Below are 19,237 nucleotides of genomic sequence, written 5' to 3'. Positions count from 1 at the left end.
AGGATCGTCGAATGGCCGTGCGTGACGCACCCGGCGCTGTCGCCGCAGGTGGAAGCACTAAAATCGCGATTCGGGACGCCGCGGTAAAGCTGTTCGGAGCCAAAGGATTCGAGCAGACGAGCCTGCGCGAGGTCGCGGATGCGGTAGGAATCACAAAGGCGTCGCTCTACTATCACTACGCGTCGAAGCTCGATCTGCTATTGGCGATCATCGATCCGATCGTCGATCTCATGCGTTCGGTGGTGGACGATCTCGACCGGGTGCCGCACGATGCCGAAGGCATCCGCCAGGTGCTGCGGACGTATCTGCGCGGTCTGATCCATCACCGAGACGCCGGGGCGCTGGTCGTGCGCGACACGGTCGCGATCATCAACGCCATGGCCGACCGCTACCCCGATCTGATGAACACCAGCAAGGCGCTGCGCGAGTGGCTGGCCGGACCGGACGCCACCGAGGAGGCGCACCTGCGCGCCTGCGCCGCGCTCGAGGTGATCGGTGTTGCGCTGGTGTCCAAGGAACTCGTGCCTGGTGCGGACGACTCGCTGGTGGAATCGTCACTGCTGGACGCCGCGACCTGTGTGCTCGCGGGCGGCGGCGCCGCGTAGATTCGAGCCATCCCCTCGACGCCAGGAGTCGCTGCTGTGCACATCACCGCGAAGGTCGATTACGCGGTGCGAACGCTGCTCGAGATCGCCAGTGCGCCGCGGCTGGACCAGTCGGCGGTCGGACTCGGCGCACCCCTTGTGCAGGCCGCGCCGGTGGTCAAGGCCGAAGCGATCGCCACCGCCCAGCGGATTCCGCCCAAGGTGCTCGAGTCCGTGCTCGGCGAACTGCGCCGCGCGGAACTCGTGATCAGCAGGCGCGGCCCGGACGGCGGCTACTGGCTGGCCAGGCCGGCCGCCGACATCTCCATCGCCGACGTGATCCGCGCGATCGAGGGCCCGCTCGCGTCGGTGCGCGGCGCGCGGCCGGAGGACGTCCGCTATGCCGGTGCGGCCGAGCCGTTGCAGCGGGTGTGGATCGCGCTGCGGGTCAATATTCGCGCGGTGCTGGAGAACGTCACCATCGCCGACATCGCGAGCAACCGGCTGCCCGGATTCGTCGAAACGCTCACCGAAGACCAAGGCGCCTGGGCGCGCCGTTAGCTCCGCAGACCCCGACGGGAGAGCATTCATGCAGGTCAGAAATCTTCACGGCGTATCGCGCCGACAGCCGGTAGCCTGCGATTCATCATGCTGACCCAACTGCTCCGCACGCATCTGTACCCCTACCGCACCCAGCTCGCGGGGGTCGTTGTGCTTCAGCTGATTTCCGTGATCGCGATGCTGTATCTGCCCAGCCTCAACGCGGACCTGATCGACAACGGCGTCACCAAAGGTGATCTCGGCTACATCTGGAGCACCGGTTTGTGGATGCTCGCGGTCACGGGCGTGCAGATCGTCGCGTCGGCCGCTTCGGTCTATCTCGGCGCGCAGGCGGCCATGGGCGCGGGCCGCGATCTGCGTGGCGCGCTGCTGCACCGCGTCGGCACCTTCTCCGCGCGCGAAGTGGGCATGTTCGGCGCGCCCTCGCTGATCACCCGCAATACCAACGACATTCAGCAGGTTCAGCTGCTCATCGTGATGTCGGCGACCATCCTGGTGATGGCGCCGATCATGTGCGTCGGCGGCATCATCATGGCGTTGCGCGAGGATCTCGGCCTGTCCTGGCTGCTGCTGATCGCGGTGCCCGCGCTCGGCCTGTCCATGGCCGTGCTGATCTCCAAGATGGTGCCCGGCTTCCGCGACATGCAGGCCAGGATCGATGAGGTGAACCGGGTACTGCGCGAGCAGATCACCGGCATTCGCGTGGTGCGGGCCTTCGTCCGGGAGCGGCAGGAGACCTGGCGGTTCGGCCTGGCCAACACCGAACTCACCGACACCGCGCTGCGGGTCGGCCGGTTGATGGCGCTGATGTTCCCCACGGTCATGCTGATCAGCAACGTCACCGCGGTCGCGGTGATCTGGTTCGGCGGCCACGCGATCGACGCCGGGCACATGCAGATCGGTTCGCTCACCGCGATGCTGTCCTACATCATGCAGATCCTGATGGCCGTGATGATGGCCTCGTTCCTGGCCATGATGGCGCCGCGCGCCGCGGTGTCGGCCGACCGGATCGGTGAAGTGCTCGACACCGAGTCCTCGGTGCACCCGCCGCGCCTGCCGCAGCCGTTCACCGACGACCCGGCTGTCGTGGATTTCCGGTTCGCCGAGTTCGCCTTCCCCGGCGCGGAGAAGCCGGTGCTGAAAGCCATCCGATTCGAGGTGCGCCCCGGCACCACCACCGCGATCGTCGGGTCCACCGGCGCGGGCAAAACCACGCTGATCAACCTCATACCCCGGCTGATGGATGTCACCGACGGCGCGGTCTATATCGGCGGCACCGACGTGCGCCACATCGACCTGGAGGTGTTGCGCTCGCAGATCGGCCTGGTGCCGCAGAAGGCGTACCTCTTCTCCGGCACGGTCGCGAGCAACCTGCGCTACGGCAATCCGCACGCCACCGACGAGGAGCTGTGGCGCGCGCTGGAGATCGCGCAGGCCGCCGACTTCGTCCGCGAGATGCCGGAGGGTCTGCAGACCCCCGTCGCGCAGGGCGGCACCACCGTTTCCGGAGGCCAGCGTCAACGCTTGGCCATCGCCCGAGCGCTGGTGAAGAAGCCCAGGGTGTATCTGTTCGACGACTCGTTCTCCGCGCTGGACGTGGCGACCGACGCCAGGCTGCGGGAGGCGCTGAAGCCGGAGACAGCGGACGCCTCGGTTGTCATCGTCGCGCAGCGCATCGCGACCATCCGGGACGCGGATCAGATCGTGGTGCTCGAAGACGGCGCGATAGCGGGCATCGGCACGCACGAGCAGCTCCTGCGGGAGTGCTCGGAGTACCGGGAGATCGTCGAGTCGCAACTGAGTGCCGAGGAGGCGCGATGAGACCCGGAATGCCAACGCCCGGTGCGCCGGGCACCAAGGCGAAATCGTTCGTGCCCTCGCTGAAACGACTGTTGCGCAGGCTCGCGCCGGAGCGGTTACAGGTCGCGCTGATCATCGCGCTCGTCATCGTCTCGGTGGTGCTGAACACCGTCGGCCCGTACATTCTCGGCAAGGCGACCAACCTGGTCTTCGACGGCGTGGTCGGCAAACAGCTGCCGCCCGGCGTTTCCAAGGACCAGGCGATCGAAGCCCTGCGAGCCAAGGGCGACAACACTTTCGCCGACATGCTCAGCGCCATGGACGTGGTGCCAGGGGTGGGGGTCGACTTCGGCGCGGTCGGGCGGGTCCTCGCCTTGGTGCTGGCGCTGTACATCGGTGCGGCCGTCTTCGGGTGGTTGCAGGGGTACCTGCTCAACATCGTGATCAACCGGACCGTGAAGCGGCTGCGCAGCGAGGTCGAGGACAAGATCCACCGACTTCCGTTGCGCTACTTCGACTCCGCGCCGCGCGGTGACGTGCTCAGCCGGGTGACCAACGACGTCGACAACGTCTCGCAGAGCCTGCAACAGACCATGAGCCAGCTGCTCATCTCGGTGTTCTCGGTGCTCGGCATCCTGGTCATGATGTTCTGGATCTCCTGGCAGCTCGCGGTGATCGCCTTGCTCACCGTGCCCGCCGCCATCGTGGTCACCGCGCAGATCGCGAAACGGTCCAAGCCGCACTTCGTCGACCAGTGGAAGTACACCGGCCTGGTCAACGCCCAGGTCGAGGAGGCGTACACCGGGCACGAGGTGGTCACCGCGTTCGGCCGCAACCGCGAGGTCGGCAAGGCATTCGATGAGCGCAACGAACAGCTGTATCAGGCGAGCTTCAAAGCGCAATTCATCTCTGGCCTGATCATGCCCTCGATCATGTTCCTGGGGAACGTGAACTTCGTGCTGGTCGCGCTCGTCGGCGGGTTGAAGGTGGCCACGGGTAGCCTCTCGCTCGGCGAGGTGCAGGCGTTCATCCAGTACTCCCGCCAGTTCAGCCAGCCGCTGACCCAGCTCGGTGCGATGGCCAACCTGCTGCAGTCCGGCGTCGCCTCGGCCGAGCGGATCTTCGAGATCCTGGACGCCGAGGAGCAGAGCCCGGACCCGGTGATGGCCGACGCGCGCCCGGTCGACCGCGGCCGGGTGGAGTTCGAGGCCGTCTCGTTCCGGTACGAACCCGACAAGCCGGTGATCGAGCGGCTGTCGCTGGTGGCGGAGCCCGGGCACGTGGTCGCGATCGTCGGCCCCACCGGCGCGGGCAAGACCACGCTGGTGAACTTGCTCATGCGGTTCTACGAACTGGACGCCGGCACCATCACCATCGACGACGTCGACATCACCGAGATCACCCGCGACAACCTGCGCTCGCGCATCGGCATGGTGTTGCAGGACACCTGGCTGTTCAAGGGCACCATCCGGGAGAACATCGCCTACGGCAACCCGAACGCGAGCGAAGAGGAGATCCTCGCCGCGGCGCGCGCCGCCTATGTCGACCGCTTCGTGCACGCGCTGCCCGACGGCTACGACACGATCATCGACGAGGAGGGCTCCGGCGTCAGCGCCGGCGAGAAACAGCTGATCACCATCGCGCGCGCGTTCCTCGCCAAACCGTCCATCCTCATCCTGGACGAGGCGACCAGCTCGGTGGACACCCGCACCGAACTGCTCGTGCAGCACGCCACCGCCGCCCTGCGCCGCGACCGGACCAGTTTCGTCATCGCCCACCGCCTGTCCACCATCCGCGACGCCGACCTGATCGTCGTCATGGAAGCGGGCCGAATCGTGGAACACGGCTCGCACGAACGCTTGCTCGACGAGCGCGGGGCGTACTACCGCCTGTACAACGCCCAGTTCGCAGGCGCTGTGTAGTTTGGCCGCGCCTTCGGCGCGGCGTGTTCGCGGCCCCTTTATGGCTCGCGTCCGAGCGACCGCCGCTTGCTCCTTCGTCGCCTACGCGGCGGTCACTCGGACGCGAGCCGGGCCGCGAACGGCGGATGCTCGGTCTCGCTGCGCTCGAAAGACATGGTTGCGGTGCGCTGGGCGCGTCGGCGTTCGAGTCCGCTACTTCGGTGCATGCGATTCGCAGTGGCCGGCTGTCGGTTGGGCGTCCGAGGATTGTTGTGGGGGTCGCGCCCGCGCGGTGCGGTTGGTGATTTCCAGCGCGGCGCTGAGCGGCCTGGTTCGTGAACCGGCTCTTACGATCGCTTGTTGCCGAAACCGAGGCGTCGCGCCAGGCGGGCCATGAGCTGGGACATTCGCGACGGGAAGGAATCCGGTTCGGGGATGCGTACCGGGCGGACGCGGCCGTTGTGCAGCGCGGTGATCTTCCAGCCCTGGTCGGTGCGGACGGTCACCAGTGTCTGGCGGGACAGGCGGCGTTCGGGCAGCCGGGAACGCCAGGGCATCAGGACCGATGCCGTGCCGTGCAGGATCGCCGCGTCGGGGGTGACGAAGCGGATCGACTCGAGATCGCCTACCAGTGCCGAACCGGCCAGGACGCCGCGGAAGAGCTTGGCGTGGTTGGCCTGATGCTCGCTGCGGCCCATGGCTCGGGTGCCGTCGTAGGAGACGTAGTCGGAGTCCTCGGTGAACAGCGCAGCGTAGGCGGCGGCGTCGTTATCGGTCCAGGTCTGCATGAGGTTGTCGAACAGGTCGCGCAGGGCCAGGTCGTCGGCGCGGCGCTGGTCGAGTGTCGTGTTCATGGGAGCGTGCCTTTCGATGCTAAGATTCGGACATCGAAATGTACGATAGGCGAAAGTTTCGAATGTCGAAAGATGAATTGATCGGTGCGATCGCGCAGGAGTTGCGGCTGCTGCAGCAGAGTTTCGACGCCTTCGACGAGGCCGCGGCGGTGCGTCTGGGATTGAATCGCACCGACCTGCGCTGCCTGGACATCGTGCTCGGCCGTGGGCCGCTGGCGGCGGGGGAGCTCAGCGTCGCGCTGCGACTGAGTCCCGCTGCCACCACCACCGTCGTCGACCGATTGGCGCGGGCCGGATTCGTCTCGCGCGCACAAGATCCCGGCAATCGGCGGCGGATACTGGTGGAAGGCACCGCGCGGGCCGAGGAGGTGGCGCGAGAGATCTTCGAACCCGTCGGCATGGCGGGGGCCGACGCTCTCACTCGGTTCGACACCGACGAGCTGCACATCGCGCTCGACTTCCTGCGCACCGCACTGCGCGTGCACCAGGAGCAGACCGAGCGAGTGTCGCGTCTCGGTGAATCCGACTGACCGGGGCCGAGGGCCGGGGCGAGCGGTGGCCTGGTTCGGGCGGCGTCTGCCGAACTGCGAGGATAGCGGGGTGTCCGGTCCCGAATCCTTCTCCTTCACCGTCGGTACGCGCCTGGACGGGCGGCACGGCCGGTCCGGTGTGATCGCCACGCCGCACGGGCCGATCGCCACGCCCGCCTTCATCCCGGTGGGAACCAAGGCGACAGTCAAGGCGGTCCTGCCGGAGACCATGCGGGAACTCGGCGCCCAAGCGCTGCTGGCGAACGCCTACCACCTCTACTTGCAGCCGGGCGCCGACATCGTGGACGAGGCGGGCGGGCTCGGCGCGTTCATGAACTGGCCGGGGCCGACCTTCACCGACAGCGGCGGGTTCCAGGTGATGTCACTGGGCGTCGGGTTCAAGAAGGTGCTCGCGATGGAAGCGGTCGACGTACGCAGCGACGACGTGATCGCACCCGGCAAAGAGCGGCTGGCCACCGTGGACGACGACGGTGTCACGTTCCGCTCCCACCTCGACGGTTCGGTGCACCGCTTCACGCCCGAGGTGTCGATGAACATCCAGCACGAGCTCGGCGCCGACATCATGTTCGCGTTCGACGAACTCACCACGCTGCTGAACACCCGCGCCTATCAGGAACAATCGGTGCAGCGCACCCACGAGTGGGCGCAGCGCTGCATCGATGAGCACGAGCGGCTGACCGCCGCGCGCACACACCGGCCGTATCAAGCGCTGTTCGCCGTCATCCAAGGCGCGCAGTACGAGGACCTGCGCCGAAAGGCATGCCGCGGACTCGAGTCGATTCGCGGAAACGCGGGAACGGGATTCGACGGTTACGGCATCGGCGGCGCGCTGGAGAAGCACAATCTGGGCGCCATCGTCGGGTGGTGCTGTGACGAGTTGCCCGAGGACAAACCGCGCCACATGCTGGGCATCAGCGAGCCGGAGGACATCTTCACCGCCATCGAGAACGGCGCGGACACCTTCGACTGCGTGAATCCGTCCCGGGTCGCCCGCAACGCCGCGATCTACGTCGACACCGGCCGGTTCAACATCAACACCAGCCGCTTTCGTCGCGACTTCACCCCGATCGATGAGAACTGCGACTGCTACACCTGCGCCAACTACACGCGCGCCTACCTCCATCACCTGTTCAAGGCCAAGGAGATGCTCGCCGCCACGCTGTGCACGATTCACAACGAGCGGTTCACGATTCGCCTGGTCGACCGGATCCGCGAGAGCATCGAGGGCGGTTACTTCGATGAACACAAGGCGCAGACACTGGGCCGCTGGAGAAGTAAGAAGGGCGCGGGGCACGAAGTGGATCGGTAACTCCGCGAAGTCTTCGATCGTCTCTCGTGGCCCGCGCCCTCTCGGGTCTGCCGGGAATTTCGTCAGGTGTGCAGCGGATCCACTTCGGTCGGCGAGTAGCTCGGTTCGTGCTTCTTGAGCAACGCGATCACTCGGTAGGTGATCGGGAGCACGAACACCTCGCAGAGGGTCTTCCAGATGAAGCCGACGATCACATAGTTGATGAACTGCTGCCAGGTATCGATGCCGATGGCGCCCGCGGCGATCGAGCAGAAGATCAGCGTGTCGGCGAACTCGCCGACGATGGTCGATCCGATCAGCCTGGCCCACAGGTACTTTTCCTTCGTCCGCTCCTTGATCAGCACCAACGTCGCGGAATTCAGCAGCTGGCCGACGAAGTACCCGGCCAGGCCCGCGATGACGAGCCGAGGCGTCGTCCCGAGGACGGTGCGGAACGCCTCTTGGTTGTCGTAGAAGCTCGCGGCGGGCAGCCGGATCGCGATGGCGAAGCACACGACCGTCAGCAGCAGGGCAGCGAAGCCGTAGTAGATGGCCCTCCGGGTGGCGCGGAAGCCGTACACCTCGCTCAGCACGTCGCCGAGGATGTAGGCCAGCGGGAACAGGAAGAATGCGCCGTCGGTGGCGATCGGAAGGATTTGCAGCGGCCCCAGCGACACCGATCGGTCGCCGAAGAACTCCACCCCCTTGGTGGCGCAGATGTTGGAAATGATCAGGGTTGCCGTGAAAAGGGCCACGATCGGTGCGTAGTACCCCCGCGCTACCTGGGCAAATGCCGCGTGGTCCGCGGGGCGTCCAGGCCCGCCGTGCTCTTGTGTGGTTTTCGACTCACTCACCCGCATCATCCAACCAGGTTGTGGAATACGCTGTAGCAATGACGAATCCCGGGGACTCCGACGAGTGGTGGAAGCAGTACGGTGGCCAAGGCGTGTCGCCGGAGTCCGGTGGACAGAATTCGGTCCCGCAATACCCGAGCCCGGAGCAGCAGCCGTCGGGCTACCCGTCGGCGCCGCAGTACCCGGTGCAGCCGCCTTCGCAGCCGATGACGCCGCCTCCGCAGCCGCAGTACCCCTCCTACCAGCAGCCCGCGCAGCCGTATCCGCAGCCGCAATACGGCTACCAGACTCCGTACCAGCCCTACGGAGTCCCGGCGCAGGGCACCAACGGCATGGCGATCGGTGCGCTGATCTCGTCGCTGGTCGGGTTCGTCACCTGCGGGCTCGGCTCGATCGTCGGCATCATCCTCGGCGTGATCGCGTTGAACCAGATCAAGCAGAACGGCCAGGAGGGCCGCGGTATGGCGCTCGCGGGCATCTGGATCGGCGTCGGCGCCATCGTGCTCGCCATCCTGTGGTTCGTCGTCGTGATCATCGCGGGGACGACCAGCGCGTAGCGGCGCGGTTCTTCGAAAGCAACAGGGGCGCACCCGATTGGGTGCGCCCCTGTTTGTTCGTGCCGCCGCGGCGGATCAGGCCTTCACGACCTGGGTGCCGCCGGCGAACTTGTCGTGCCAGCCCTGCTTGTTCGGGTCCTGCGAGATGGTGACCATGATGTAGATCGCCATAATCAGCGAGATGAGGCCGCCGAGGCACGGGATGATGTTGGCCGCGACGAAGATGTTGCGCTTCAACGACGTAGCCGGGTCGATCTTCGCGGCGCCGCCTGGAGCGAGCACCTTCAGACCGAGGATCTTCTTACCGAGCGTGGTGCCCTGCGAGGTCTCCATGCCGACGAAGTAGCCGAGCTGGACCAAAGTCCACACCACGCTGAGACCGATGGTCAGGCCCAGCGAGTTGTTGACCAGGGTGTACAGGATGATGTAAGGGATGTAGAGGATGAGCGCGTCGATGACACGCGCGCCGATACGAGTGCCGAGGTCACCCGGCTGACCGCCGTAGCTGTTGAAACCGGGCTGCTGCGGGTACTGGCCGAGCGGCTCCTGCCCGTACTGGGGCTGCTGTCCGTACTGCGGCTGCTGTCCGTATTGCGGCTGCTGTTGGCCGTACTGGGGCTGTTGCCCGTATTGCGGCTGCTGTTGGCCGTACTGGGGCTGTTGCCCGTATTGCGGCTGCTGCTGGCCGTACTGGTCGCCCCCCTGGGGGTACGGCTGGCCGTACGGCTGCCCGCCCTGCGGATACTGGTTGGGGTCGTACCCACCGCTTGTCATAGTTGTTTGTCCTCGTCGATTGATCAGTAGTTGGACGATGCGTACGTTACGGACATGGGCTGCTTCGCAACAACCCGTCCACGTCGAATACCGACGGTTCACGGGGTAGCCGCCGGGTGTCGAAACGCTCGAGTAGCTCGGACGACGATGTCGCGGTGAAGCCGAGCGAAGCGGCCAGTGCCGAGACTACTTCCTCCGGCGTGTTGCCGAGCGCCAATCGTTCGCGGAGTGTCACCGCCCCATCCCGTTTCGCCAGCCGCCGCCCCTCCGAATTGAGCACCAGCGGCACGTGGGCATAGTGCGGTACAGGCAGATCGAGCAGCGTCGCGAGGTATGCCTGTCGCGGGGTCGATGGCAGCAGGTCGTCGCCGCGAACCACTTGGTCGACGCCCTGCGCCGCGTCGTCCACCACGACGGCGAGGTTGTAGGCGGGGATGCCGTCACCGCGCCGTAGCACCACGTCGTCGACCGGGCCCCGGTAGCGACCGTGCAACTCGTCGTACACCTCGAACTCGGTGGCCGTGGCGCGCAGCCGGAGTGCGGCCGTGCGGCCCTGCGCGCGCAACCGCTCGCGCTCCAAGGGAATCAGGGTGCGGCAGGTTCCGGGATAGGCGCCCATCGGTCCGTGCGGCGCCGTCGCTGCTTTCTGTATCTCCCTTCGCGTGCAGAAGCATTCGTAGGTGAGCCCGGCGGCGGTGAGGCGTTCGATGGCCGCCTCGTACTGCGGCAACCGATCGGACTGTCGTACCACGGGCCCGTCCCAATCCACGCCGATCGCGGCGAGATCGTCGAGCTGCCGCTGCTCCGCACCGGGCCGCACTCGATCCAGGTCATCGATCCGGAGCAGGAAGCGGCGGCCGGTGGAACGAGCGAATGCCCAGGCAAGCAGTGCGGTGCGGAGATTGCCGAGATGCAGGTCCCCGGACGGGCTCGGCGCATACCGGCCCGCACCCGGCTCAGGCACGGGCTCGTCTAATGGACGATGAGAAGCGCACCCCGGCCATGGTAGAAGCGAGGCGATCAGCCGCGCAGACGCGGCCGCAGGTCGGCGTCCGCCGGTTCGCCGCCCGCTTCCAGCGTCGCGAGCAGAGCTTCGGCGTGGGCGATCAATCCGGGTAGGTCGATATCGTAGGGCGCCTGCCCGCTCTCCGGTCGGTATGCCGTCATCCGCGACACTGCGCGGGCGAGCAGTGTACGCGCCCCTTTGGGATTTCCGCGCTGTATGTGCGTCAGACCGACAGCGAACTGCGCGAGCGCCTGCCACAGCATCCGCTCGGCGAACGATCCGTTCTTCCATGCGGCCTCTAAAACCTCGTGTGCATTGAATGCGAGTCCCTCGTCCAGCAGTTGCTGGGCGAAGGTCAAGGTTTGCTGGGGCGGAAGATCGAGATCATCCGGAATTCGGGCAACTCCGGTACTGCCGGGAGGCAGCGGACGCCCGAGGCGGTCGCGCGGACGGGCATTACGGGCGCGACCTGCGTCGTCTCGATCGCGTTCGGCCATAGGTTCCATCATGCACGGCCGCTGTGCCGCCGTCGACGCTGCCCTCGGCCGGAGGGGAATTGTCGGCCGATAACAGAGCAATCACATCCGTTAAAAACATTGTGGTACGCCAGTGTTTGGAATGAATACCTAGGGTCGGCAATGTTCCCGCAACCCTGCTGCTTCGCAAACGTGTGTGGTTGCGATGATTGAATAGGCAAGAGCCGGGCAAACTTTCGAAGGACCTGCTAGTGTTACCGCGCGGGGACGGGCCCCGCGCGAGGTTAATTTCCTCTCGAACTCGATGTGCGATATCGACGCACCGGGAAAGTGGGCTCCGGCAAAAGGTGCACCACGGGATTCGGCTTTCCAGTCGGATACCGCTGCTAGCTGGAACGATGTCAGGAGAAATCTCGCTCTCGACGCAGCAAAGGAGCTAGTACCGTGGAGGTTGGTTGGACGGGCGCTGTATGGCGCAAGAGCACATACAGCGGTCCGGATGGAGCGTGTGTGGAAGTAGCTTTTCTCGTCGACGGCCGTGTCGCGGTTCGTGACACCAAAGCCAGTGGACGTGGTCCGGTCTTGGCGTTTGCGCCGGGTGAGTGGGATGCATTCCTAGTGGGGGTCTCGACGGGAGCATTCCGGTGCGGCTGAACTGCTCCGGAATCGCCTGAACAAGGCAAAGCGGGCCCCGGGTCGTATCGGACTCGGGGCCTTCGCGGTTTTCCGGGCGGGTCGGGTGCCGAATGTTCAGTGGGCGGAACCGTTTCCGTCGCCGTTCGCCCGTTCCTGAACCTTGCGCAGCACCGCGAGTTGCTTGCGTTCCTCTTCGTGCTCGATCTCGAAGTGCTTCGCGCTCTCGTCCCGCGGATCCGCGCGCAGGAAGCTGCCGGTGCCCGGCTTGCCCGCCGCGCCCAGCTTGCTCATCTTCTTCGGCACGGGCGCGCCCTGGTACTCCAGCGGAACCGGGTGGCCATGCTTGTCCACCGGGCCGAGCGGCTGGTGGACCTCTATGTACTCGCCGTGCGGCAGGCGCACGAGCACGCCGGTCTCCACCCCGTGGTCGAGCACGGCCCGGTCGCTGCGCTGCAGGCCGATGCAGATGCGGTAGGCCAGGAAATAGGCGATCGGGGGCGCGAGCAGCAGGCCGATGCGTCCGGCCCAGGTCGTCGCGTTGAGCGAGATGTGGAACTTGTACGCGATGATGTCGTTGACGCACGACAGCGTGAGCACCGTGTAGAACGCGATGGCCATCGCGCCGATGGCCGTGCGAACGGGCACGTCGCGGGGACGTTGCAGCAGGTTGTGGTGCGCGCCGATGTCGCCGGTGAGCCGCTTCTCGATCCAGGGATAGGCGATGAGGACGACGAAGACCAGCCCCATGATCACGGCGACCCAGAAGACGGCGGGCACGGTGTAACGGCCCAGGTACAGCTCCCACGGCGGCATCAATCGCGCCATGCCGTCGGTCCACATCATGTAGAAGTCCGGCTGCGAACCCGCCGACACCTGCGACGGGTTGTACGGACCCAGGTTCCAGATCGGATTGATCTGGAAGATGCCGCCGAGCAGGCCCACGATGCCGAGGGTGAAGGCGAAGTACGCGCCTTGGTCGGCGGCGAACACCGGCACGATCCGGGCGCCGACCACGTTGTTCTCCGTGCGACCTGGGCCGGGGAACTGGGTGTGCTTCTGGTACCACACCAGCGCCACGTGCGCGGCGATCAACGCCAGGATGATGCCGGGGAACAGCAGCACGTGCGCGACGTAGAGCCGCGGAATGATGATGTCGCCGGGGAAGTCGCCGCCGAACATCAGCCAGTGCAGCCAGGTGCCGATGATCGGGATCGAGATCGTGATACCGGAGAACGCGGCCCGCAGGCCGGTGCCCGAGAGCAGGTCGTCGGGCAGCGAGTAACCGAAGAAGCCCTCGAACATCGCCAGGATCAGCAGCAGTGAACCGAGCACCCAGTTCGCCTCACGCGGCTTGCGGAACGCGCCGGTGAAGAAGATACGGAACAGGTGCACGATGATCGAGGTCGCGAACAGCAGCGCCGCCCAGTGATGCACCTGCCGCACGAACAGGCCGCCACGAACCTCGAAGGACAGATTCAGCGCCGTCTCGTACGCCCGGGACATGGTCACGCCGCGCATCGGCTGGTAGGAGCCGTTGTAGACGACCTCCGTCATGGACGGGTCGAAGAACAGTGTCAGGTAGACGCCCGACAGCAGCAGGATGATGAAGCTGTAGAGCGCGATCTCGCCGAGCAGGAACGACCAATGCGTGGGGAACACCTTGTTGATCGACCGCTTGACGAACGCGGCGGCCTTATATCGCTCGTCCGCCTCATCGGCTTGGTTGGCGATTCTGCGAGCTAGATCTATAGCCATGGCCGACACCCCGCCTGGGTGAGTGGTATCCGTTCCTACTACAGACGGTAGCAGAGCTGCGTGGCGGAATCGATGGGATTTTCCGGACGGAATTGTGGAACAAGATCATTCACATTGCTCCCGCCCGCCGGAGGCGATCCGGCCCGAGTCGATATCGTTTTACCTGTGAGCGCGATGGCACCGCAGGACGCGACGATGTATTGGTTGTCCGAACGTACGCGCAACGACCTTTTTCTGTTGTATTGCTTCGCCGATCGTGGACTGCCCACGGTTGAACTGCGCGCCGCCGTCGCCGAACGGAGCGCGCGGATCGACGACCTTGGGGTCCGGCTGCGCGAACTGCCCGCGGACATCGATTACCCGATGTGGACCCGATGCGAATTCGGCGCCGAGCAATTCGTGGAACACGAACTGCCGGAGCGCAGTTGGTCGTGCTTGCTGGAGGTCCTCGGCGATCTGCTCGGCACCGGAGTCGATGCCGCCGTGCACCCGTGGCGGCTGCACGTGTTCCGTGCCATCGCCGACGCGCCGGGGCTGGGCGGCGAGCCCGCGCTGGTGGCGGTGCTCCAGATGTCCCATGCCCTGGCCGATGGGCGGCGGTCCTCAGCGATCGCGCGTGCGCTGTTCTCGGAGACTCCCGCGGTCGAAGACGGAAGCCGGATGACGTCGGCGGCGCCCGGAGCGGCGGGTTCGGCGGCGGACGCCAGGACCGCGCCCGGATCGCGGCTGGAGACCCTCGCGCGGTGGCCGGAGGTCACGGCACGGGCGCGGACGATCGGTGACGCGGTGTCGGCGGCCGGGGTGCTGGTCGACTCGGCGGTAGGTGTGCTGCGCACGCCGGTCCGGGTGGCGGCGACGGCGGTGCGCGGCTACCAGGCATTTCGGGCGCAGCGGCGGCTCGCGGAACTGACCGAATCGGGTGAAGTGCCGCCACCCGCAGCCGGTTTCCCGCCGAGTGTGCTGAATCGGTCTTCACCGCAAGGCATCTCGCGGCACGAAGCTCGAATGCTGGTGTTCCCCTCCGCCGACCTGCGGGTGCCCGGCCGCACCGTCACGGTGGTCGTCTTGACCGCGGTGTCGCTGGCGCTCGCCCGCTACCTGGCCGAGGTGGGCGAGCCGGTGGAGCGGCTCGGTGCGCAGGTGCCGATGGCGCTTCCCGAAGCCGGCCGCGCACGCAACAACTATCGCGGTCTCGGCGTCGACCTGTTCATCGACGAGCCCGATCTGCGCCTGCGCGCCGACAAGATCGCCGCGGCGCTCGCCGACCGGCGCGTCCGCGCACAGCACCCGCTGCTGTCCGCGCAGGGCCGGGTCACCGCGGCCATGCCGGCCCCGCTGCTGCGCCGCGACGTGGATCGCTACCCCCTCGACGCCGTGCCCGACTCGATCGCGGGCCACACCGTCGTCTCGAGTGTCGACCGTGGTCCAGCCGATCTTTCGTTCGGTGGCGGCGCGGTACGGTTCACGGCCGGGTTCCCGGCCCTCGGTTCCGTCATGCATCTCACCCACGGCGTGCACGGACTCGGCGACACCGTCACCATCTCGCTGCACGCCGACCCGGCGGTGCTGCCCGACCTCGACGCCTACGCCGCCCACCTGCGTGCCGCGCTGCTCGAAGCGCACCTCACGCGGGTCGACTCCGCTCCGGCGTCGCCATCGGTGTGACGAGCCCGCCGGTCAAGAACGGGCGAGGGCCGGCTGCGGCGCGGCCTGGTGCACTTCGGCGGAGATCTTGATATCCAGTTCGAGCCGGGTTGCGTTGATGACCGAGCGCTCCTCCTCGACGGTGTTCTCGATCGCCCGCGACCACAGCGCCTGGATCTCGGTGATCTCTTCGGCGGTGGCCTCGCCGTCGAATTCGATCCGGCGGCGCTGCAAACTGATGTTGAGCGCCGCGGTGAGCGTGCGCATCAGGTCCTCGCAGCGATTGGGGATCTTGCGATGCGACACGACGCGCAGGTTGCTGATGTAGCCTCGCGAGCCGGTGATGATCTGCCGGATCTCCGTATCGATCTCATCGAGCTCGTCGGCCTCCCAGAGTTCGCAATGCAGCAACTGCTGGCGGACGTCGCTCGAGATGGACAGCACGGACGAGACCGCGGTCAGCACCGATTCCCGCCGCCACTTGTCGTGCTCGCGCCGCTCGGCCGCCGCGTTGGTCGACTCCACATTGCGCTGCGCCGCGTCCAAGGTGACCCGGTTCCGCTCGTCCGCGGCGGTGAGCGCCGCACGGTTCGTGCGGTTGTTGACCAGCACGCCGACCAATGCCGCAATGGCAACGATGAGAGAACCGAAGAGCGGGAGCCACTGAGTCACGGAGAAGATCATTCCACCGGAATGGGCAGTCGCACAGCCCAGATCGGACGAACTGGGCTCGTCCGGCAACCCGAGGGGAATCTGAAAGCTCGACCGGTGTCAGTCCCGTGCGGCGCCGTTCGGCCACACGACATCGACCGGCACACCACGTTCACGCGCGAGCTCGACCACCGCGCCCACCGTCACGAACTGCCCGGTGCGGTTGTACACCCCCGCCAGCTTCTTCGCGACACGGTCGGACGCGGTTTGCTCGACCACTTGCAACGCAGTATGGCCGGCGCGAAGAAACCGTGCCCGCCATCCTCCAGTGCTAGGTTCACTCCGATGAAGCTGCTCGTTATCACTAGCGGCCCTCCGACATGGTCCACTCGCTGGTTTCTGTTGCGCCGCCACATGCACGCCTGGTTCCGGCGTGAATCCCGCGAGCCCGGCTATACCGGTGAGGGCCAGTGGCATCCTCACCGCGAGTACGGCGGTTGGGTTATCCGTCCGGCCACTGGGTGGCATCGGTTCCGCTGGATAACCCCGCCCCTGCACCACACGCGCACCATCCCCGCCGACGACATGTACGCCCTCGGCACGTGGATGTTGGAGAATCTGGAGAAGTAGGCCGGCACACCGGATACAGCGATTCGGCCCGCGCCCGAATCAATGGAGGTGGGGGCGCGTTATTCGTCGGACAGGCTGACCGACGCAGGTCACGGAGTCGGCATCTGCCCGCCGGGTCACCCTCCAGCGGCGCTACGACCGAGCCGACATCTCTTCGATGCGTTCGGCCACCGATGAGAAAAGACCTGGTCAGAACGGAGTAAAACCGTCCTGACCAGGCCTTTCTTCAGCGGAGGATAGGGGATTTGAACCCCTGAGGGCGTTAACCCAACCCGCGTTCCAGGCGAGCGCCATAGGCCACTAGGCGAATCCTCCGTGGAGCAGCATACCGGTAGCCCCCGGCCGGTCGCCAAATAGGTGGGGTGACGTGGGGGAAGTGCCTGGTGGATCGGGGGTGGTGGACCCGGAAGATGGGTTTGCGGGCCGGAGGCGCTACACTGGCCGACGGATCCCGCGCGGCGCGCATCCTGTGAATCCCCCCAGGGCCGGAAGGCAGCAAGGGTCAACGGGCTCTGCCGGGTGCGCGGGGTCCCCTTTCATTGGCCTCGTGCGGTGCCCGGCCGGTGCGGGCGCGGTTCGGTTTCGCCTCTGCATCCCGCCCTCGGATAACGCCTCCAATTCCGGCCGCTGCACGGGTAACGTGAACACCGTCCGCGGGTGCACGTGCGTCTGCGCGGACAACTGTTCGGTCGCCGCCGCACATCGGTCCGGCCAAACCCATCGTCCCCTCGCTGCTTGAAAGGCTGCCCAGGATGCCCCGGCAAACGCAGATCGGTTTGATGAGCCATGAGGAGCTCGTGCTCGAGCACGACACCCAGACCGCGAACTACGCGACGCTCAAGACCGAGAAGCTCACGCTGGACCTGACCCGGGGGAAACCTTCGCCGGAGCAACTCGACCTGTCCGCCGAACTGCTGCGCCTGCCCGGCGACGGCGATTTCCGTGACGGCACCGGCACCGACTGCCGCAACTACGGTGGCCTGCACGGTCTCCCGGAACTGCGCGCGATCTTCGGCGAGCTGCTCGGCATCCCGGTGGACAACCTGCTCGCGGGCAACAACGCCAGCCTCGAGCTGATGCACGACGTGATCACTTACGCGATGCTGTACGGCACGAATGATTCCGAGCGCCGCTGGGCCGCCGAGGACACGCTGAAGTTCCTGTGCCCCGCCCCCGGTTATGACCGGCACTTCGCGATCACCGAGGCGCTCGGCTTCGAGATGATCCCGATCCCGATGCGCCACGACGGCCCGGACACCCACGCCATCGCCGAGCTGCTGGCGAGCGATCCGCGGATCAAGGGTCTGTGGGCGGTGCCGAACTACTCCAACCCGACCGGCGTCGTCTTCTCCGAAGAGGTTGTCCGCGAACTCGTTTCGATGCCCGCCGCAGCGCCCGACTTCCGGTTGTTCTGGGACAACGCGTATGCGGTGCACCCGCTCACCGACACCGCGGCCCCGGTGATCGACGTGCTCGGGCTGGCCGCCGCCGCCGGAAATCCGAACCGCCCGTTGGTGTTCGCTTCCACCTCGAAGATCACCTTCGCGGGCGCGGGCGTGAGCTTCATCGGCGGTTCCACCGCGAACCTGGACTGGTATCTGAGCCACGCCTCGAAGAAGAGCATCGGCCCGGACAAGATCAACCAGCTGCGCCACCTGCGCTTCTTCCGCGATGCCGACGGCGTGCGCGCGCACATGCAGAAGCACCGCGCCATCCTGGAGCCGAAGTTCGCCCTGGTGCTGAAGATCCTCGAGGACCGCCTCGGCGCCTCCAAGGTGGCCTCCTGGACCGAGCCCAAGGGCGGCTACTTCATCAGCCTCGACGTGCTCGAGGGCACCGCGGCGCGGGTGATCGCCCTCGCCAAGGAGGCGGGCATCGCGCTCACCGCGGCCGGTTCGGCCTTCCCGTACCGGAACGATCCGGAGGACAAGAACATCCGGATCGCGCCGAGCTTCCCGAAGCTGCCCGAGCTGGAGAAGGCGATGGACGGGCTGGCCACGTGCGTGCTGCTGGCGGCCACCGAGAGGCTGCTCGGCAAGTAGGAGCAGACCCCGACGGTTGATCGCCCGGCATGGATTTCGTGCCGGGCGTTCCCGTCTGTATCGAACGCCGGAGGCGCGGCCGAAACGAAGGAGACAGTGTTCCGATCGAGGCGGGACGGCTGGCTGCGCTGCCGAAGAGCCCGCTTCGAGCCGTGCTGCGACGCGCGCACAGCTGGCAGCACTGACGGAAACCGCGCCGCGAACGGGACCCTGACCGAGGCCCGACGCTTACCCGGTCTCCAGCAGTTCCTTCAGCCTCGCCAGGTCCGCGCGATTCGCCCGCCGGATCGCTGCTTCCAGCACGGGCGCGGCCAGCCTTCGCAGGCCCCTCGGCTCGCCCTGGTTGCGCAGCGTCATGCGGGTACCGCCTTCGGACGTATCGGCCCAGGTGTAGGTGGTCTCCATCGGAAACGGACCTGTCACGGCACGCATCACCAGCCGCAGGCCGGGCGCGTAGTCGGCCACCTCGTAGGTATAGGTGAGCCTGCCGCCGAGAAAGTGGGCGACGAACGTCATCCGCGAGCCCACGCGCAGCGGCGGCTCCGTTTCCCACGTGACGCTGTGGATGCGCGAGTACCAGGCCGGAGCGTGCCCCGGATCGGCCGAATACGCGGCGACCAGTTCGCGCGATCGGTTGATCACGACGTCGGTCAGCACGTCGACGGCCATCGGC

The 19,237-nt window shown here is 66.6% G+C and carries 20 protein-coding genes, 1 tRNA gene and 1 other RNA gene; 12 read left to right on the top strand and 10 right to left on the bottom strand.

What is annotated here, in order from left to right; translation table 11 throughout:
• Positions 1-11: 11 nt before the first annotated feature.
• From ACWESM_RS24150 to ACWESM_RS24135, 4 genes are all read left to right on the top strand, one after another.
• The gene (locus ACWESM_RS24150; RefSeq protein ID WP_355073012.1) at positions 12-605 is read left to right on the top strand and encodes a TetR/AcrR family transcriptional regulator; all 594 of its coding nucleotides are present in this window, start codon (positions 12-14) and stop codon (positions 603-605) included.
• Between the two features lie 36 nt (positions 606-641).
• Positions 642-1,145: an RrF2 family transcriptional regulator gene (locus tag ACWESM_RS24145; RefSeq protein ID WP_364437504.1), complete on the top strand. Its 504-nt coding sequence runs from the start codon at positions 642-644 to the stop codon at positions 1,143-1,145.
• A gap of 87 nt (positions 1,146-1,232) precedes the next feature.
• On the top strand, positions 1,233-2,966 hold the full coding sequence (locus tag ACWESM_RS24140) for an ABC transporter ATP-binding protein (RefSeq protein WP_356963385.1): 1,734 nt from the start codon (positions 1,233-1,235) through the stop codon (positions 2,964-2,966).
• Entirely contained in the window at positions 2,963-4,867 is a 1,905-nt protein-coding gene (locus ACWESM_RS24135) for an ABC transporter ATP-binding protein (protein ID WP_355073006.1), read from the top strand. Before ACWESM_RS24140 ends, ACWESM_RS24135 begins: the two co-directional genes overlap by 4 nt.
• 326 nt (positions 4,868-5,193) lie before the next feature.
• Here ACWESM_RS24135 and ACWESM_RS24130 read toward each other — a convergent pair whose 3' ends face one another.
• Entirely contained in the window at positions 5,194-5,700 is a 507-nt protein-coding gene (locus ACWESM_RS24130; protein ID WP_452493756.1) for an SgcJ/EcaC family oxidoreductase, read from the bottom strand.
• A gap of 62 nt (positions 5,701-5,762) precedes the next feature.
• On the opposite strand from ACWESM_RS24130, the gene ACWESM_RS24125 reads away from it, so the two are divergent.
• Together ACWESM_RS24125 and tgt are read left to right on the top strand one after the other, a co-directional pair.
• Complete coding sequence (locus ACWESM_RS24125) at positions 5,763-6,230, top strand: MarR family winged helix-turn-helix transcriptional regulator (RefSeq protein WP_356963387.1); 468 nt, start codon at positions 5,763-5,765, stop codon at positions 6,228-6,230.
• 70 nt (positions 6,231-6,300) lie between these two features.
• Positions 6,301-7,560, top strand: coding sequence for a tRNA guanosine(34) transglycosylase Tgt (gene tgt / locus ACWESM_RS24120; protein WP_452493754.1), 1,260 nt, complete (start codon positions 6,301-6,303; stop codon positions 7,558-7,560).
• A gap of 62 nt (positions 7,561-7,622) precedes the next feature.
• Here tgt and ACWESM_RS24115 read toward each other — a convergent pair whose 3' ends face one another.
• Entirely contained in the window at positions 7,623-8,402 is a 780-nt protein-coding gene (locus ACWESM_RS24115; protein WP_356963389.1) for a queuosine precursor transporter, read from the bottom strand.
• 29 nt (positions 8,403-8,431) lie between these two features.
• On the opposite strand from ACWESM_RS24115, the gene ACWESM_RS24110 reads away from it, so the two are divergent.
• Positions 8,432-8,950 carry a DUF4190 domain-containing protein gene (locus ACWESM_RS24110; protein WP_356963390.1) on the top strand — a complete coding sequence of 173 codons (519 nt, stop codon included), beginning with the start codon at positions 8,432-8,434 and terminating at the stop codon, positions 8,948-8,950.
• Between the two features lie 75 nt (positions 8,951-9,025).
• Here ACWESM_RS24110 and ACWESM_RS24105 read toward each other — a convergent pair whose 3' ends face one another.
• From ACWESM_RS24105 to ACWESM_RS24095, 3 genes are read right to left on the bottom strand one after another with little or no spacing between them, the layout of a single operon-like run.
• On the bottom strand, positions 9,026-9,724 hold the full coding sequence (locus ACWESM_RS24105; protein ID WP_452493752.1) for an RDD family protein: 699 nt from the start codon (positions 9,722-9,724) through the stop codon (positions 9,026-9,028).
• A gap of 46 nt (positions 9,725-9,770) precedes the next feature.
• On the bottom strand, positions 9,771-10,688 hold the full coding sequence (gene gluQRS / locus ACWESM_RS24100; protein ID WP_452493751.1) for a tRNA glutamyl-Q(34) synthetase GluQRS: 918 nt from the start codon (positions 10,686-10,688) through the stop codon (positions 9,771-9,773).
• A 56-nt stretch (positions 10,689-10,744) separates the two neighbouring features.
• Complete coding sequence (locus ACWESM_RS24095) at positions 10,745-11,227, bottom strand: DUF309 domain-containing protein (RefSeq protein WP_452493749.1); 483 nt, start codon at positions 11,225-11,227, stop codon at positions 10,745-10,747.
• 423 nt (positions 11,228-11,650) lie between these two features.
• On the opposite strand from ACWESM_RS24095, the gene ACWESM_RS24090 reads away from it, so the two are divergent.
• The gene (locus tag ACWESM_RS24090; protein WP_356963395.1) at positions 11,651-11,860 is read left to right on the top strand and encodes a DUF397 domain-containing protein; all 210 of its coding nucleotides are present in this window, start codon (positions 11,651-11,653) and stop codon (positions 11,858-11,860) included.
• 96 nt (positions 11,861-11,956) lie between these two features.
• On the opposite strand, the gene qcrB is transcribed toward ACWESM_RS24090, so the two are convergent.
• On the bottom strand, positions 11,957-13,597 hold the full coding sequence (gene qcrB / locus ACWESM_RS24085; RefSeq protein ID WP_356963396.1) for a cytochrome bc1 complex cytochrome b subunit: 1,641 nt from the start codon (positions 13,595-13,597) through the stop codon (positions 11,957-11,959).
• A gap of 174 nt (positions 13,598-13,771) precedes the next feature.
• Here qcrB and ACWESM_RS24080 point away from each other — a divergent pair, with 174 nt between their 5' ends.
• Complete coding sequence (locus ACWESM_RS24080) at positions 13,772-15,262, top strand: wax ester/triacylglycerol synthase domain-containing protein (protein WP_452493797.1); 1,491 nt, start codon at positions 13,772-13,774, stop codon at positions 15,260-15,262.
• 12 nt (positions 15,263-15,274) lie between these two features.
• Here ACWESM_RS24080 and ACWESM_RS24075 read toward each other — a convergent pair whose 3' ends face one another.
• Positions 15,275-15,982 (bottom strand): hypothetical protein, encoded by a 708-nt coding sequence (locus ACWESM_RS24075; protein ID WP_397280790.1) that lies wholly within the window; start codon positions 15,980-15,982, stop codon positions 15,275-15,277.
• Positions 15,983-16,012: 30 nt separating this feature from the next.
• Positions 16,013-16,171 carry a hypothetical protein gene (locus ACWESM_RS24070; protein WP_364435963.1) on the bottom strand — a complete coding sequence of 53 codons (159 nt, stop codon included), beginning with the start codon at positions 16,169-16,171 and terminating at the stop codon, positions 16,013-16,015.
• A gap of 66 nt (positions 16,172-16,237) precedes the next feature.
• On the opposite strand from ACWESM_RS24070, the gene ACWESM_RS24065 reads away from it, so the two are divergent.
• A complete protein-coding gene (locus ACWESM_RS24065; RefSeq protein ID WP_452493747.1) occupies positions 16,238-16,522 on the top strand; it encodes a hypothetical protein in 285 nt (94 codons plus the stop codon).
• Positions 16,523-16,752: 230 nt separating this feature from the next.
• Here ACWESM_RS24065 and ACWESM_RS24060 read toward each other — a convergent pair.
• A tRNA-Ser gene (locus tag ACWESM_RS24060) sits at positions 16,753-16,837 on the bottom strand.
• A 128-nt stretch (positions 16,838-16,965) separates the two neighbouring features.
• On the opposite strand from ACWESM_RS24060, the gene ffs reads away from it, so the two are divergent.
• Together ffs and ACWESM_RS24050 are read left to right on the top strand one after the other, a co-directional pair.
• Positions 16,966-17,060: signal recognition particle sRNA small type (gene ffs, locus ACWESM_RS24055), an RNA gene on the top strand.
• A 214-nt stretch (positions 17,061-17,274) separates the two neighbouring features.
• Positions 17,275-18,564, top strand: coding sequence for an aminotransferase class I/II-fold pyridoxal phosphate-dependent enzyme (locus ACWESM_RS24050; RefSeq protein ID WP_397280795.1), 1,290 nt, complete (start codon positions 17,275-17,277; stop codon positions 18,562-18,564).
• 228 nt (positions 18,565-18,792) lie between these two features.
• On the opposite strand, the gene ACWESM_RS24045 is transcribed toward ACWESM_RS24050, so the two are convergent.
• Positions 18,793-19,233, bottom strand: coding sequence for an SRPBCC family protein (locus tag ACWESM_RS24045; protein WP_364435954.1), 441 nt, complete (start codon positions 19,231-19,233; stop codon positions 18,793-18,795).
• Positions 19,234-19,237 lie beyond the last annotated feature (4 nt).

Source organism: Nocardia sp. NPDC003999, from assembly GCF_053604885.1.
The sequence above is the reverse complement of the archived record's forward strand: the minus strand, read 5'-3'. Positions and strand labels throughout refer to the sequence as shown.

Coding starts and splice junctions, on each gene's coding strand:
- ACWESM_RS24080 (WP_452493797.1), top strand. CDS start 13,772: ATGGCACCGCAGGACGCGACGATGTATTGGTTGTCCGAACGTACGCGC.
- ACWESM_RS24105 (WP_452493752.1), bottom strand. CDS start 9,724: ATGACAAGCGGTGGGTACGACCCCAACCAGTATCCGCAGGGCGGGCAG.
- ACWESM_RS24065 (WP_452493747.1), top strand. CDS start 16,238: ATGAAGCTGCTCGTTATCACTAGCGGCCCTCCGACATGGTCCACTCGC.
- ACWESM_RS24125 (WP_356963387.1), top strand. CDS start 5,763: ATGTCGAAAGATGAATTGATCGGTGCGATCGCGCAGGAGTTGCGGCTG.
- ACWESM_RS24135 (WP_355073006.1), top strand. CDS start 2,963: ATGAGACCCGGAATGCCAACGCCCGGTGCGCCGGGCACCAAGGCGAAA.
- ACWESM_RS24110 (WP_356963390.1), top strand. CDS start 8,432: ATGACGAATCCCGGGGACTCCGACGAGTGGTGGAAGCAGTACGGTGGC.
- qcrB (WP_356963396.1), bottom strand. CDS start 13,597: ATGGCTATAGATCTAGCTCGCAGAATCGCCAACCAAGCCGATGAGGCG.
- ACWESM_RS24115 (WP_356963389.1), bottom strand. CDS start 8,402: ATGATGCGGGTGAGTGAGTCGAAAACCACACAAGAGCACGGCGGGCCT.
- ACWESM_RS24140 (WP_356963385.1), top strand. CDS start 1,233: ATGCTGACCCAACTGCTCCGCACGCATCTGTACCCCTACCGCACCCAG.
- ACWESM_RS24150 (WP_355073012.1), top strand. CDS start 12: ATGGCCGTGCGTGACGCACCCGGCGCTGTCGCCGCAGGTGGAAGCACT.
- ACWESM_RS24130 (WP_452493756.1), bottom strand. CDS start 5,700: ATGAACACGACACTCGACCAGCGCCGCGCCGACGACCTGGCCCTGCGC.
- ACWESM_RS24045 (WP_364435954.1), bottom strand. CDS start 19,233: ATGGCCGTCGACGTGCTGACCGACGTCGTGATCAACCGATCGCGCGAA.
- ACWESM_RS24095 (WP_452493749.1), bottom strand. CDS start 11,227: ATGGCCGAACGCGATCGAGACGACGCAGGTCGCGCCCGTAATGCCCGT.
- ACWESM_RS24050 (WP_397280795.1), top strand. CDS start 17,275: ATGCCCCGGCAAACGCAGATCGGTTTGATGAGCCATGAGGAGCTCGTG.